11 protein-coding genes are annotated in these 14,641 nt (G+C 50.7%); 3 read left to right on the top strand and 8 right to left on the bottom strand.

Annotated features, from left to right (window positions below):
* On the bottom strand, nucleotides 1-1,809 hold the full coding sequence (locus tag COW20_23575; GenBank protein ID PIW44626.1) for a hypothetical protein: 1,809 nt from the start codon (nucleotides 1,807-1,809) through the stop codon (nucleotides 1-3).
* Between the two features lie 153 nt (nucleotides 1,810-1,962).
* Between COW20_23575 and COW20_23570 the strand changes: the two genes are divergently transcribed.
* Nucleotides 1,963-4,425, top strand: a complete 2,463-nt coding sequence (locus COW20_23570; GenBank protein PIW44625.1) for a PAS fold family protein — start codon at nucleotides 1,963-1,965, stop codon at nucleotides 4,423-4,425.
* An 87-nt stretch (nucleotides 4,426-4,512) separates the two neighbouring features.
* Here the strand turns inward: COW20_23570 and COW20_23565 are convergent, their stop codons facing one another.
* The 3 genes from COW20_23565 to COW20_23555 form a co-directional block, all read right to left on the bottom strand.
* Nucleotides 4,513-5,775 (bottom strand): hypothetical protein, encoded by a 1,263-nt coding sequence (locus tag COW20_23565; protein ID PIW44624.1) that lies wholly within the window; start codon nucleotides 5,773-5,775, stop codon nucleotides 4,513-4,515.
* A gap of 37 nt (nucleotides 5,776-5,812) precedes the next feature.
* Complete coding sequence (locus tag COW20_23560; protein ID PIW44623.1) at nucleotides 5,813-6,781, bottom strand: hypothetical protein; 969 nt, start codon at nucleotides 6,779-6,781, stop codon at nucleotides 5,813-5,815.
* Nucleotides 6,782-6,861: 80 nt separating this feature from the next.
* Nucleotides 6,862-7,494: a hypothetical protein gene (locus tag COW20_23555; protein PIW44622.1), complete on the bottom strand. Its 633-nt coding sequence runs from the start codon at nucleotides 7,492-7,494 to the stop codon at nucleotides 6,862-6,864.
* 194 nt (nucleotides 7,495-7,688) lie between these two features.
* Between COW20_23555 and COW20_23550 the strand changes: the two genes are divergently transcribed.
* Nucleotides 7,689-8,948: an MFS transporter gene (locus tag COW20_23550; GenBank protein PIW44621.1), complete on the top strand. Its 1,260-nt coding sequence runs from the start codon at nucleotides 7,689-7,691 to the stop codon at nucleotides 8,946-8,948.
* Nucleotides 8,948-10,186, top strand: coding sequence for a hypothetical protein (locus COW20_23545; protein PIW44620.1), 1,239 nt, complete (start codon nucleotides 8,948-8,950; stop codon nucleotides 10,184-10,186). The genes COW20_23550 and COW20_23545 overlap by 1 nt, the downstream gene beginning before the upstream one ends.
* Before the next feature lie 42 nt (nucleotides 10,187-10,228).
* On the opposite strand, the gene COW20_23540 is transcribed toward COW20_23545, so the two are convergent.
* The 4 genes from COW20_23540 to COW20_23525 all read right to left on the bottom strand — a co-directional run bounded on the left by COW20_23540 (nucleotide 10,229) and on the right by COW20_23525 (nucleotide 14,627).
* On the bottom strand, nucleotides 10,229-11,545 hold the full coding sequence (locus tag COW20_23540) for a hypothetical protein (protein PIW44619.1): 1,317 nt from the start codon (nucleotides 11,543-11,545) through the stop codon (nucleotides 10,229-10,231).
* Nucleotides 11,546-11,646: 101 nt separating this feature from the next.
* A complete protein-coding gene (locus COW20_23535) occupies nucleotides 11,647-12,096 on the bottom strand; it encodes an ADP-ribose pyrophosphatase (GenBank protein PIW44618.1) in 450 nt (149 codons plus the stop codon).
* Nucleotides 12,093-12,431: a hypothetical protein gene (locus COW20_23530; GenBank protein ID PIW44617.1), complete on the bottom strand. Its 339-nt coding sequence runs from the start codon at nucleotides 12,429-12,431 to the stop codon at nucleotides 12,093-12,095. The genes COW20_23535 and COW20_23530 overlap by 4 nt, the downstream gene beginning before the upstream one ends.
* Before the next feature lie 57 nt (nucleotides 12,432-12,488).
* The gene (locus COW20_23525) at nucleotides 12,489-14,627 is read right to left on the bottom strand and encodes an RNA-binding transcriptional accessory protein (GenBank protein PIW44616.1); all 2,139 of its coding nucleotides are present in this window, start codon (nucleotides 14,625-14,627) and stop codon (nucleotides 12,489-12,491) included.
* Between the last annotated feature and the right edge of the window lie 14 nt (nucleotides 14,628-14,641).

The raw sequence follows: 14,641 nt of genomic DNA, 5'->3' as shown, positions 1-14,641 counted from the left end.
TCAATGATCCGTCATTAAGAACAGATCCGCGACAAAGCGCATTTCTTCGTTATCAATCGCCTCTGGATTGGCCACCTCAGACATAATAAACTGTGAGCCATTGGGATCTTTCTTACGGAACCAGCCCAAACTGCGCGACATTGAGCGAATCTTATGCTTGACCTCCTGTGGAATCGAGCAGGAGAGCATTTCGGCAGCCAACCGATCGCAGAAATCAAGTTCCGTGTGCATATAATGTGAAACCAAACCCACATAATGGCGGTAAGCGACTCTGAAATCCAGATGAAAATAATAATACATGGCATCAATTAAAAGGTTCAAATCCTCAGGGTGCTGACGCACCTGTTCAGCCATAAAATCGTAGGCTGCCCGCATGATGTCATCAAAGACATTTTCCATTTCCTGTTTAAAATAGCCACGCAGCGTGCGCTTCATAAACTCCATCATCTCGCCATCCGGTGAAATAAAACGGTAGCGCTGGCTTAAGTTTTCGAGCGTTCGACTGACATTCATCACGCCAGACAAATGCTGAAAAAGTTCAGCTTGAAAATGATTCATCAGGGCCAAAGCTGCCAACATATTCTGATCAGTCTGGGGCAGTTCATCCATCATGATATAGGCGATATATTTGTTGATCTTTTCGCCATAATCATCTCCTGGCCATTCCAGAAAACGCAAAGCGGCAGAGGGGGGCACACTGTTTGCAGGGGTAAGCCCTTGCTGTAGCGCAAAGAGACGGGATTGCCCTGAAGGCCCAGACGGTGCTGCCGGTGCCTGTTGATTGATCACATGCTGCAATGCTGCGGCAATCATGGTCACGCAGAGCGGATTGCCACCGGCCAAGCGGTGCGCCGAAACCACAATTTTAGGATCGCTAATCTGATTCTGAAAGGCCAGAAAATGCCCGGTTTCAAAAACAGAAAAGGGTTGAAGACCCACACAATTGGCAACATTGCCAAATTCCTGCTGATAGGTGGTATGCAGATCGGTTTCACCGGCAATCACCAGGATCAGTTCTTTTTGAAAGGCCTTCAGAAATACCTGGCGAAACCATTCTTCGGAACGCTCAAAGGTTTCAAAATTATCCAAAAAAAACACCACCCGAAAATGGCCTGCCATTTGATCCACCGCATGGGCAAAACGCTTGACCAGTTCCCCTTTGCTGTTGAGAGGAGGGGGGGCTGGCGTTGTCCGTTGGGCAGCTTCCATGGCCTGCATATTGCGGTTGACGCTGCGGGCAATATCTTTCACGTTTTGTTTGCCTGAAGGGCTCTTCTTGACTTCAATACTTGAAATCGAACCATAGGCAGCTTTCACAGGATTGGTGCGGTTTACAGGTGAAGCCGAAGCTTGGGTGGCAGGATCTACAACTGCTGGAAGGTTGCCAGCGGGAGCAGCCGCAGGGTCTTTGACCAAATTGGCCCAATAATCAAAAACCGGCTGAAAAAGGGGCGCCAATTGCTCTTCCATACTCACCAAAGCGCGGGTCAATTCAACCACAAAACTCTCTTCTGCCGTGGCCTCAGACTGGGCTATTTTTGAGCAGTCAAACCAGACACTGAGCGGCTGAAAACCCAGCTCACCACGTTCACAATCATCAAAAATGGTTCTCAACAAAGTGGTTTTACCGGAACCTACACGGCCATAAAAATAGAAAATATTTGCGTAATCTCTGACTTTTAAGCCAGAACTGATGCGGTTTTCCATTTGCCGAATGGCATATTTTACAGCTGAGATCTCGGTTCTACGCCCGATCAATCCAGGGTATAGCTTGTAGATCCCTGCTTTTTTGCGCTCAATAAAACTCACAGTGCTGTTCCTGTTTTTATTCTTTGGTGTGTGCCTATTTTAACACGAACAGAAGAGATCCTCATGCCGCTGTCAGACGTAAATCAAGGCTTATTTTTAGCTTTTGGCACAATCTGTTAGAATTTGAACAAGACTTTTCCTGGAAAATATTCAGTGAACACCAAAATTTGCGTTCAAAGCATTATGAATCCCGGTCTTTCGTGCCTGCCAGAAGACCTTTCTGTTTCTGAGGTCGTCGCGGTCATGCACAGACAAAAAATAGGCGCGATTCTTCTGGGCACCCCAGAAGAAATGAAAGGCATTTTTTCAGAGCGGGATTTGCTCAACAAAGTAGTCGGACCAGGTTTAAATATCTATACCACCTTGGTTTCTGAGGTTATGACCCGCTCTCTGCTCACACTGTCTGCAGATCAGGATATCAACGACGCCCTGAAACTCATGGAGAGTCGGAATATCCGGCACTTGCCCATTGTTGATCAAACAGGGCGTGGAATAGGCATGCTCGGCATGCGCGACTTAATGAAAACCATGGTCAGACACCTTGAACGGGAAAACGATTCCCTCAGTCAATTGGATCGTCTTAAGGATGAGTTTTTAGCCAATACTTCTCATGAATTGCGCACCCCCCTCAATGGGATTATCGGCATCGCCGAATCCATTTTAGATGGCGCCACAGGAGAACTCAATGCCCAACTGCGCTATAACCTCTCGTTAATTGTTTCCAGTGGTCGCCGTTTGGCCCACCTCGTCAATGATATTCTTGATTTTTCCAAACTCAAACACCGCAATCTGGTCTTAAATTTGCGTCCGGTGAGTCTGCGCTCTTTGACCGATGTGGTGATCACGATCTTGATGCACCTGACCCACAACAAACCGATCAATTTACACAATGGGATTCCTGACGAATTGATGGCCGTTCAGGCCGATGAAAACCGCCTGCAACAGATTCTCTACAATCTGATTGGCAACGCGATTAAATTTACAGAAATCGGCCTGATAGAAGTCATCGCTCGACAGAAAGTGGACGAAATCATCGTCTCCGTCTGCGATGCAGGTAAAGGGATCCCCAAAGAACAACAGGAACAGATCTTTGAATCCTTTGAACAGGGAGATGGCAGCAGCGAACGCGAAGCCGGAGGAACAGGCATTGGGTTGGCGATTACCCGCCAATTGGTAGAACTACACGGCGGAAAAATCTGGGTGGAATCGGAACCCGGCCAAGGCTCTGTCTTCAGTTTCAGTTTGCCGATCTCCCATGAACGAGCTCTAGAATCTGTCGGTGCGGGCCAGGAAGATCTCTCGCAGTTCAATCTCTTTCACGATCAGGCCAGTCTGTTTAAAGAATCAGAAGATTCCCTCTCAGAAATCAGCAAAGGGGAAGGGTTCCGAATTCTGATTGTCGACGATGAGCCCATCAACGCCCAAGTCCTCGCCAATTTATTGTCTTTGGAACACTATCAGATTTTTCAGACCAATAATGGGGAAGAAGCTTTGCAGGCGCTGAACTCAGGTCAACATTTCGACCTCGTTCTGCTCGATATCATGATGCCCCGCATGTCAGGCTACGAAGTCTGCAAACAGATTCGCAAAAAATTCCCCCCCACCGAACTCCCCGTGGTCATGCTCACGGCCAAAAATCAGGTTTCGGATCTGGTAGAGGGATTTCAAATGGGAGCCAATGACTATTTGACCAAACCTTTCTCAAAAAATGAATTGCGGGCCCGGATCAAAACCCATATCGAACTGGCCAAAATCAATATGGCCTATAGCAGGTTTGTACCCCGCGAATTTTTAGGCTATTTGGGCCACGAAAGCATTGTTCAGGTGCGGCTCGGGGATCAGGTTCAAAAACAAATGACGGTCTTCTTTTCTGATATTCGTTCCTTTACCACTCTCTCAGAAACCATGACCCCCAAAGAAAATTTTGACTTTCTCAACTCCTATCTCCGGCGCGTCAGCCCTGTGATCCGTCAAAACCAGGGCTTTATCGACAAATATATCGGCGATGCGATCATGGCCCTTTTTCCAGAAAACCCAGCCAACGCACTGGAAGCAGCCCTGGAAATGCTCGATCTGATCGAAGCCTATAATCCCAGCCGCCTGGAAAGGGGATACGCGCCCATCGAAATTGGCTTTGGTCTGCATACGGGCAGCTTGATGCTGGGCACGATCGGAGAACAAGAGCGCATGGAGGGAACCGTGATCTCCGATGCTGTCAATCTGGCCTCACGCATGGAGGGCTTAACCAAAATCTACGCCGCCCCCATCATTATCAGCGAACAGGTACGCGAATCTCTGCCTGCCAACCATACCTACCCCATGCGCCCCCTCGGACAGGTCAAGGTCAAAGGCAAGAACCAATCTGTCAGGGTCTACGAAGTGATTGATCGACGCAAAAACGAAATTCAGGCCCTCAAACTGGAGACCATTGAAACCTTCAGCGCAGGCATTCAAGCTTACGAAAACCAAGCCTATTCTGAAGCTCAAAGCTATTTTTCTCAAGTTTATCGTAAAAATCAAGCAGATTTAGCTGCTTTGCTCTATCTAGAATATTGTCAAGGCATCGAAGAACAACCTGAAAGTCCTCACGCACATATCCAAGCCAGCAAAGCATAGCCCCAAAGGGGAAGCCCCCGGCTTTCACCGGGGGCTTCCTTTTACTCTACTACGCTATTGGGGGTCTTTACGCTATCGGGGACTCTCTTAACGGGCGGCAGGGAAATTGCCAATCATATCCAAAACAGTCAGCCACATGGGGCGATGTTGTACCCACATCTGCTCAACATCGGAATAGGAAGGACGGAAACTTTGACCGACCTCCATGCCCATGGAGAAGGCGTGGTGTTTGACATAGCCATAGTCATCTGTCGTGCCTGTGGTGGGATAGAGCAGTGAGAGGCTGGTGCCACCTGAATACCCAATCTTGGAGAAGGTCGCATTGTACATATTTTTGTACAGATTGACTTCAGGGATGGGCTTGTCGCTATAACCCAAAGGCCAGAAGAACATTTCACCATAGGCGTGAATATCTACAGAAGCTGTAATTTTCTTACGGGTATACATATTCTGAACAGCCTGGGTTTCAGGCTCAGAAGCAGCACGGGGACCACTGTAAGTTTCGGTATTGGGATTGGTCAAACCATATTTCCAGCTGGAGGGAACATTCAAGCCTTCATAATTCCAGTGAGAATCAAAGTTGCGGTTGATATCAATACCTGATCCATTCAGATTTTTACGCTGCCAGCTATTTCCTTGTTCGACACTGACACGGCCATCGACGTTCACCATGGGCAGAACCAACAGTTCACGGGTATCTACCAATTGAGTAACTTGGGGATCTTTGCCATATTTGCTCAGCAATTCATCTACCAGTTTCATGACGATTTCAACAGGGGCCAATTCGCGGGAGTGTACACCGGCAGTCAGCATCAGGGTAGGCTTGGGAGCGCGGTTCTGTTTGTTGGTGACTGAAATGGACCAGATATCATGCTGAGGGGCTTTGCCCTGGGTTTTCAGCCAGGTATCGCCGACATCTTCAATCGTAACCAGATTGGGGTATTGTGCAGCATAGGCTTTGAGTTTTTCGACCATCTGGGCATAGGTCATATACCCGCCAGGCAAACCACCCCGCACATCCATGCCGGGCTCACGTACCTGAAGAATTTGCAGTCCTTGGGCTTTGAGGGATTCAATTTCCTGTAGAGAAACACGGGCTTTGGCTACACGTTGCTTAGGCTTTGCACCAAACAGGTCAATACCAGCGGCGGCTGCATTGACGATCTGATTCTGATTCTGCCAGCGAATTTCGACGACTTGCTTGGGCAAATTGGCTTGAGGAGCAGCAAAGCGACCCAGTTGCGCCGGAGCACCGCTATTAAACTGACCCAAAGGCTGAAGGGTGCTGCTGCAAGATGCAAGCAACAAACCTGATAAAAGACCCAAACCGATTAGACTGCGTTTTTTCATAACTACCTCTGTATATTTTCAGTACACCAGTCACATTTTACAGCTTAAAGACATTCGCGGGAATATCTTGCTTGATTTCAAAACTTTTGAGTAAATATCTTAAAAAGGGTTCCTGGCTGGAACCGTCAAAGGCTTCCCAATAACGAATGGCATAGGTTTTGGGATCATATGCCATATGCTCGTAGGCAATCCGTGGGTCAAGGGCATTGGGAGAAGATGTGGTAATTTTTGCCACATAGGCTTCTTTCCCCTCAATCGTGGTCTTGCCAATCAACTCGGCAGAATAACTGGGGCCGGCCAAACGGGTCGCCATTCCGATAAAATCAGTTTGGCTGAGCGTAAAATGATTGACCGAAGCAATTTTTTCGTCTTTCTGCGCCAACTCAGTGGTCAAAAAACTCAGGGCGCCGGCAGGTCTGATTTTGACCTTATCAGAACCCACATTGTACAAAACTTTAACCCCTGCATTGCGGGGAGAGCTGGCCAAGACTTCAATCTTCACCAAATTTCCCTGCTTATAAAAATGAAGATGATTCTCAGTGGTTTTGCCACTGTCCAATCCCTTTTCATTTTGGTAAGCAATTGCGTCAATCGCAGGAGCACTGAGGATATAATCAGAAATTTCTTTAAGAATGTTCTCTGTCTTGGGAGTGCTTGCGGGAACAGTGGCTACCTGTTTCGAAGGCGAAGCTTCACTTTCAGAACCCAGGGTTTTGGAGGCTGTGGTCTGCACATCCTCAGGTAAAGCGGCCTCTGTTTCAGGGGCTCCTGTTCCTTCAAGCGCATCAATCCGGGCTTTAATATCATCAATCGTCTGCAGAACTTTTTTGACCTGAGCCGTATCGCTGGCACTCACCACGGGCAGAGGAGCGTTTGCATACCTGCGCACATAGCTTTGTTGCGCTGCTGTCAGGGGCAAAGTCTCCAAACTGGAGCTGCTGCGCCCACAACCCACAAGCAAAAGCAAGCTTAAACTACTCAGTTTTATCAAGGACAGACGGTTCATTCAAAAACCTCAGGAAACTGGATAACGTGTCTTAGGAAATTATAGATTAAGAAAAGATAATCTTGCGTTTAAAAATTGATTTAACCAATTTTTATTCTGATTTTATGACGCTGAGGCAGGGTCACTTCACGGCGCAGGGAGGGGCCATAGAGGGCATCGGCCTGGACTTTCTCGCAGGCGACCTTCACCTTTTCAAGCAATTCGTCCTGGCTGCTGCGCTCACCCAATTTGCGCAGGATGTCTAAACTTACCTGTTTGCCAGCAGCACTGACCAAGGCAGGCTCAAGGTGCTCACGGGAGCGGTATTTGCCAGGAATAGAAATCAACTCACTGGCTTCAAGCAGGGCAGAGGCCTGAACTTTTGCCACAGGACGTGCTTTGCGAGGCTTGCGACGGCGGGCAGGATCAATTTCATCGGATGTGCTGCCGTGGCTAATGGCCTGGTGAAGCGAGGTAATTCGGGTTTCTTTGTGGGAAGTGACTTCTTCAAGACAATGGGGATCAATTAAACTGCGTGAGGAAATGCACTCAGCGGTACGGCCTAAACTGCCTGAAAAATTTTCACTGATCAGTTCAGCACTTTCAATTTCAGGCTGTTCTTCAACAAAGTCAAAGCTGAGCATACAAGGCTGTCCTGCAGGCATGGTCAAAGGACCGGTACGGCTGGTACGGGGTTTGCCAAACTGTTCAATCATTTGCAGAACGCGATTCATAGTGCCTCGAAGAGAAGTTCTTGATTATCATATAGTTAAGTTAGGTTAAAACTTGCTTAACTATGAAATAAATTTATCACAAACTTACTTAACTATGCAATTCATTGGGGAGAATAAGGTTTGCCGCTTCCCCTGTTGCCAGAGATGCAATTCCAGCCTATCCTGATCCTATCTCCCATGCATGAGGTCACGCGATGGACACCCCTACAGAGCAAGAATCTGACTCTCCAAACCTTTCAGCGGGTTTTTCACGTCTGGTGATTCTCTCGATTCTGGTGGCCGCCTTGGGCTATTTTGTAGATATTTACGATCTGCTGCTCTTTAGCATTGTGCGCGTCAAAAGTTTACAATCGCTCGGTTTAAGTGGCGATGCACTGCTCTCCAAAGGGGTGCTGCTGCTCAATATGCAAATGCTGGGTATGTTGCTGGGGGGCATCTTTTGGGGGATTATTGGCGATAAAAAAGGCCGTCTGTCGGTTTTATTTGGCTCAATTTTTATCTATTCGATCGCCAATATCCTCAATGGTCTGGTTCAAAATGTCGAACAATACGCGCTCTTGCGTTTTATTGCCGGCGTCGGCCTGGCAGGAGAACTGGGGGCTGGCATTACCCTGGTCAGCGAACTCATGCCCCGCCACAGCCGGGGCTACGGCACCACGATCGTAGCCTCAGTGGGCATTTTGGGTGCAGTGGTTGCCGCTTTCGTTGCCAATCTCTTTGATTGGCGTACCTCTTATTATATTGGCGGCGGCCTGGGGCTCTGTCTGCTCTTGCTCCGGGTTGGGCTGTTTGAGTCGGGCATGTTTTCAAAAGTCAAAGAAAACAAAATTTCGCGCGGCAATTTTCTCATGCTCTTTAACAACCTGCCCCGTGCCCTGAAATATTTAAACTGTATTTTGATTGGCCTGCCGATTTGGTATGTGGTGGGAATTTTGATTACCTTTTCGCCCGAATTTGGCAAAGCCTTTGGCATGGCAGAACTTCCTACTGCAGGCAATGCCGTGAAATATTGTTATATTGGCCTCTCCTTGGGAGATTTGGGCAGTGGCCTGCTCAGCCAAAGGTTGCGCAGCCGCAAAAAAGTAGTCTGGCTCTTTTTGGGGCTGACCGCCCTGGCCGTCGGTGCTTATTTTATCCTGGCGCCTCAATCTCTGGGAATATTTTATCTGGTCTGCGGTTTTCTGGGCTTTTCAGTCGGGTTTTGGGCCATATTTGTGACCATGGCCTCGGAAAACTTCGGCACAAATATCCGCGCGACCGTCACGACCACTGCCCCCAATTTTATTCGCGGCTCGGTGGTGCCCCTGACCCTGGCCTTTGAAGCCAGCAAAGGCAGCTTAGGTCTCAGTGGCAGCGCGCTAATGATCGGAGCTGTCACCCTGCTGATTTCAGCGATCGCTCTGTCTCGCCTGGAAGAAACCTATGGTCGTGATCTCGACTTTTTGGAAAACTGATGGCACGCATTCTGGTTGCCGGACACGGCTCACGCGGAGATATTCAACCCCTTTTGGCTTTGGCGGTGGGTCTGCAGGCAGCAGGCCATGAAATTGAGATGATTTCCCCCCCCGATTTCACGGCCTGGATTCAAGGCTATGGTATCCCAGTACATTCCCTGGGAGAATCCATGCAGGACTTGGTTGCAACCTACGGAGCCACCCTCATGAAAAACCCCGTAGAAGTCCTGCGCCATATGCTCAGTTTGATACATGCCAATTTAGCGCTTCAGCATGAAAAAACCCTGCCTTTGGCTGAAGGCTTTGATCTGATCGTTGCCTCTTCACTGCAACTTTCGGCTTTCACAGCCGCTGATTACTGGCAAATTCCCTACCGTTATCTGGTCTATTGCCCCAGCCTGATTCCCTCCAAAGACTATATGTCTCTGCTCTGGCCCTGGCCAGAACTGCACCCTTCCCTGCATGAGCGGGCTTGGCAGCTCGAAAAAATAGGTTGGCAGTGGGCACTGGGAGGCCTGATCAACCGTGAACGAAAAAAAATCGGCCTGCCTGCAGTTCAAGAGATTGTCGACTGCTTTCTTTCGCCCCACCCCTTGCTGGCTGCCTACCGCGAACTGGCGTCAGCCCCTCGGGATGTTACGCCCTTGACCCAAATACCCGCTTTGCATCTCAAAGCACAGGAAACCTGTTTGCCCCCTGAGGTTGAAGACTATTTGCAAGCCGGTTCAGCCCCGATTTATCTGGGCTTTGGCAGCATGAATGATGGCAAAGCCGAGGCCTCGACAGCAGCGATGATTAAACTGGCACGCAAACGCAAAGAGCGATTTATTCTTTCAAAGGGCTGGGGCGGTTTGGGCACCCAATCAGCCTTGCCTGAAAATATCTTTCTGATTGAAGCCTTGCCCCATGATTTGCTCTTTCCACGTCTGCGCGCAGTGATTCACCATGGCGGAGCAGGCACCACCTCAGCCGCTGCTCGGGCAGGTCTGCCGCAACAATTGGTGCCCCACCTGCTCGATCAGCATTACTGGGCCCATGCTGTTCATACGCGGGGGCTGGGCCCCCCGGCTCTGCCCAAACGCCTTTTTAAAGCCGAAGCGCTTGATAACGCCTTGCAAAGACTTCTGCGCGAAGACTATTACGCCAGAGCCCAAGCCCTGGGAAAAAAACTACGTCTCCAAAACGGGGTGGAACAAGCGGTTCAATTCCTTGAAGCCGAATTGGCAAGCACAAAATAAGCCCCTGCGCACAGGGGCTTAAAAGTTCAAAAGCAAAGCAGATCAGGCTTTGGGAACAAAGATCGAAACACTGCCATAGCGTCCATTGGCGTTGGTGGTGACATTCTGAATATGGTCACTGGCAGCCTTACCGCCACCCAGGGCAACTTCAATATGCCCATGTTTAAAACCTCCGCCCCGGCTGTGGGTGCTGGGGTCGGGGTTGGCCTCCCAGACAAAAATCGTACCGGGTGGGAAATTACGCAGTTTATTGGCAAATTGGGGATCGTTGGGGCTGAGTTTGACCTCATCAAACTTATCACTAAAGTTTCGGCGAAGCACATCATCAGCATCTTTGGCCGATTGCAGATAACCCCCACCGGGCGCACGCAGGCGAATTCCCATGCTGTCCAAGGTCGTGCGCACGCCGCCCATACAATAGCCAATCGAAGGAATCGCTCCCGTTTTGGGGTTGCGGAACGTTGAAGCGGTACGGCGGGCAGCAGCCGCAATATCCTGGCCCAGCTGACCTGAGGAGGTGGGCACAGGATCTGAAACGCCCGGCGTCGCAGGCTGAGAACCAGGCTCAGGAGGAGCATCATAGGTGCGTGATTGCCCTGGGATATAGGCATCCCCTGTTTCCTCATAAGAACGGCGAGCCGTTTGGGCATAAGTAGTGGCCTGAGGCGCTGCTGTTTTTAAGGATTCTAAGGCCTGATCAGGTGAACTGAGTAATTTAGAGAAGGCCTCCTGTAGGCCTGCATGGGTGCGGGGCCCATAATCGCCATCAATCCCGTTGGCACTGTTGGCGTGGCTGATATCCACGCCACTGGCAACCGCAAAGGTCTGGAGCTTGATAATATCATCGGTGCTGAGCGCGCCCTTCGCCGCATGGTCTAGCGCGGCCAACAAATCACGCCCAATTTCCGACTCCTGAAGTTTCTGGAGCAATTCGGGATTTTGAGTGAGAAGATCTTGGTATTGCTTGAGAAAATCACTCAGGCCTTTGTTGAGATCTCGGCGATCAATTTCAATAAACTCAACTTTGGGATCGGCCTTGAGCTGCGCTTTGAAATCTTCGTAGCTCACCCGCAAGGGCTGCGACAGAGGAGAGAGATCCACGGGATCAGCGGCAGGAGCGGTTGGACTGGCAGGAGCCGCAGCTCTGGGCATGGAGAAACCCGCTGAAGGATCAAAACCCGCTTCAGGAAAGGCTGTGCGCGTGGTGTTGGTATCGCCAGGCGGTGCAGCAACAGGCTCGGTGACAGGAGCCGGTTGTGCGGCAGCGCTTGCCGTTTCTTGCGGCTTGGCGGGTTGAGGACTTGTAACAACGGGCAAAGACCCGGTTTGACGATTGGGATTGACTGGAAATGAGGGCACAGGCAAAATCCTTTCTAACACTGCTCACTGACGACGTTTGATTAATATACCCTGAATTTGCAGGTTTTATGCAAAGGCTTTGTAAAAAACAGGTTATATTTTCAGAATACGCTGGATTCAAGCAGTTCAAAGGGATCCTGACGATAAACGCAGCCCATGAGGCCAGCGGCTGCCTGCTGCGCCAAACGCCAACGCAGGGCATTGGCCGGATGCTGAATCATGTCCTCAGCCTGTTCAGCGCGAAACCAACCCAATTCAGGGGTCTCTGCACTGGGTTGCAAGCTGCCAGAAAGCCATTCGGCTGAAAAAACGAAAATCAATTTGGGCGGCAGCGTTGAGATATTCTGAGTCCAGGCCAAAAGCTTCTGCGTTTTCACGATCAAACCCGACTCTTCAAGCACTTCCCGCTCCAGGCCCTGCGCAAGCGTTTCTCCTGGCTCAATCACGCCCCCCGGAAATTCCCACCCGCGAGCCGGGGTGCGTACCAGCAAAAAGCGCCCCTCATCCTTCTGGATGCAGGCGCAGGCACAGAGCAGATGGTGGACGTTCAATGGGCCTGAAGTGCGCCCAAGGTCTGCTGATACCCTGTAAACAGATTGGTCAGGGCAGGAAAGCGGGCCGAGAGACGTTGAAACTCCTGTGCCGTCAGATAACGGGCATAGGTGGGAATCAAAACCGTTGCCATATCCGGGCGGTTGCTAAAGATATCAATCATGGCATCGCAGAGATGATCAGGGTGGTTGCCCTGGGCAAAGGTATTCAGGTAAGGAATCGCATCTGAAGCACTGGCGAGTATCGGGCTCATAGGCTTTCTTCTTTCATCACGCTTGGTATTGTCTGGCGAAGAGAAATTTGGCGCAGACCAAAATCCTTCCGTTTTCAGCATAATGTGAAACACAACACATTTCTGTGAGCAAGCCAACATATTTTGCGTGATTCAGACCTAAAGTTTGGCGGTCAACTGAATCCGACGGCGTTTGTAATCCACATCAAGCACCTGCACGCGCAGGGTTTGTCCCACCTTGACCACTTCCTGGGGGTCGCGTACAAAGCGGTGCGAAAGCTGGGATACATGCACCAGACCGTCCTGATGCACCCCAATATCCACAAAGGCCCCAAAGGCCGTAATATTGGTAACCCGGCCTTCAAACAGCATTTCAGGTTTGACATCTTCGAGTTCCTGCACGTCTTCACGAAAAACCGGGGCTTCAAACTGCTCGCGGGGATCCCGGCCTGGTTTTTGCAATTCCAGCAGAATATCTTTGAGGGTATGCTCGCCCACATCGCCTGCCTGGTAATTTTTCAAAGACAGCTGCGGCAATAATTCAGGCCGCTTGGGCAATTCAGCCACGGCCACGCCCAAATCACGCGCCATGCGCTCCACCACAGCATAGTGCTCTGGATGAACGCCCGTATTGTCGAGCGGGTTCTGGGCTTCGCGAATGCGCAGAAAACCAGCGGCCTGTTCATAGGTTTTGGCACCCAAGCCTTTGACCTTGCGCAATTCCTGACGAGAAGCAAAGGCTCCCTTTTGATCACGGTGTGCCACAATTTCTTTGGCAAGTTTCGGCCCCAGCCCTGAAACCCGCTCCAGCAAAGGGGCTGAAGCAGAATTCAACTCAACCCCCACCTGGTTCACGCAGGATTCGACAATCTGATCGAGCTTGGCGGCCAAGGCCGTCTGGTTCACATCGTGCTGGTATTGCCCCACTCCCAAAGAGCGCGGTTCCACCTTGACCAGCTCTGCCAGCGGGTCTTGCAAACGGCGGCCAATGGAAATCGCCCCCCGGACGGTTAAATCCAAATCGGGGAATTCCTGGCGGGCAATCTCTGAAGCAGAATAGATCGAAGCGCCTGATTCGGAGATTCTGACAAACACAGGCTTTTGTCCCGCCTCTTTGAGCCAGGCACGCACGGCTTTTTCTGTTTCGCGGCTGCCGGTGCCATCGCCCAGGGCAATCGCTGCGGGCTGGTATTTATTAAACAGCTTGAAAAAAGCTTCTTTGGCCCGGTTTTCATTCTGCACAAGATAGATCACCGTGTCTTCGAGATACTGCCCAGTGGGGCTCAGGGCCACGCATTTGATGCCGGTACGCAGACCGGGGTCCAAGCCCAAGACAGGCCGGGTACCAAAGGGGGCACTCATGAGCAAATCGCGCAGATTGGCGGCAAAGATCTCAATCGCGGTCTGATCGGCCTGGAGCTTTAATTCTGACAGAATTTCGCTTTCGAGAGAGGGCAGCAACAGACGCTCCCAGGCGTCGTCCAGGGCCAGACGCACCTGATCGCCCCAGGCATTGGGCTGAATCTGCAACTGGCGGCGCAGGCGTTCCAGCAGGCGTTCGGCCTCCAATTCAATTTTCAGGCTGAGGACTTTTTCACCCTCGCCCCGGCGCAGGGCCAGATAGCGGTGCGAAGGGATTTTTTTAACGGGTTCTTTGAAATCAAAATAATCGCGGTATTTCGCCGCTTCTGGGCTGTCTTCTTTTTGCCCGCGCGCCAAACGGGACGTGATCACCCCAAAATTGCGCAGATTTTCACGGGCCTGCTCACGCAGACGGGCATCTTCAGAAATTTCTTCTGCCAGAATATCCCGCGCACCCAGCAAAGCCATTTCGGGATCGGTGATCTGCTCAGAAAGAAAGGCGCGGGCTTTTTCAGAGGGGGCCAGGCGCTCTCTTTGCAGGCGCATGATCAGCGCCAGGGGTTCCAAGCCCGCCTCACGGGCTTTCTGCGCTCGGGTTCGACGCCGGGGTTTAAAGGGCAGGTAGAGATCTTCAAGCTCAGTTTTATTGCGCACCGCCGCCAGGGTTTTGGCCAATTCGGGGGTCAGTTTGCCCTGTTCTTCAATCGATTTGAGAATGGCCTGTCGCCGCTCCTCTAATTCACGCCAGTATTTCAGGCGCTCTTCAATCTGGCGGATTTGCACCTCATCCAAAGCGCCTGTACGGTCTTTGCGGTAGCGGGCAATAAACGGCACGGTTGCGCCCTCATCCAAAAGGCTCACGGTGGTCTGCACCTGGGCCAGGCTCAGTTTAAGCTCCTGGCTGATTTCATCGAGGGGGTTGAAGGAAGTGGTCATAAGCGAAAGCCTTT

This window comes from bacterium (Candidatus Blackallbacteria) CG13_big_fil_rev_8_21_14_2_50_49_14, from assembly GCA_002783405.1.
GTDB lineage: Bacteria > Cyanobacteriota > Sericytochromatia > UBA7694 > UBA7694.
This window is presented reverse-complemented; position numbering and strand designations above follow the sequence as displayed.

What these genes read in the sequence shown, in the direction of transcription:
- COW20_23565 (PIW44624.1), bottom strand. Translation starts at nt 5,775, where the DNA reads ATGAAAAAACGCAGTCTAATCGGTTTGGGTCTTTTATCAGGTTTGTTG.
- COW20_23560 (PIW44623.1), bottom strand. Translation starts at nt 6,781, where the DNA reads ATGAACCGTCTGTCCTTGATAAAACTGAGTAGTTTAAGCTTGCTTTTG.
- COW20_23555 (PIW44622.1), bottom strand. Translation starts at nt 7,494, where the DNA reads ATGAATCGCGTTCTGCAAATGATTGAACAGTTTGGCAAACCCCGTACC.
- COW20_23550 (PIW44621.1), top strand. Translation starts at nt 7,689, where the DNA reads ATGGACACCCCTACAGAGCAAGAATCTGACTCTCCAAACCTTTCAGCG.
- COW20_23545 (PIW44620.1), top strand. Translation starts at nt 8,948, where the DNA reads ATGGCACGCATTCTGGTTGCCGGACACGGCTCACGCGGAGATATTCAA.
- COW20_23530 (PIW44617.1), bottom strand. Translation starts at nt 12,431, where the DNA reads ATGCTGAAAACGGAAGGATTTTGGTCTGCGCCAAATTTCTCTTCGCCA.
- COW20_23525 (PIW44616.1), bottom strand. Translation starts at nt 14,627, where the DNA reads ATGACCACTTCCTTCAACCCCCTCGATGAAATCAGCCAGGAGCTTAAA.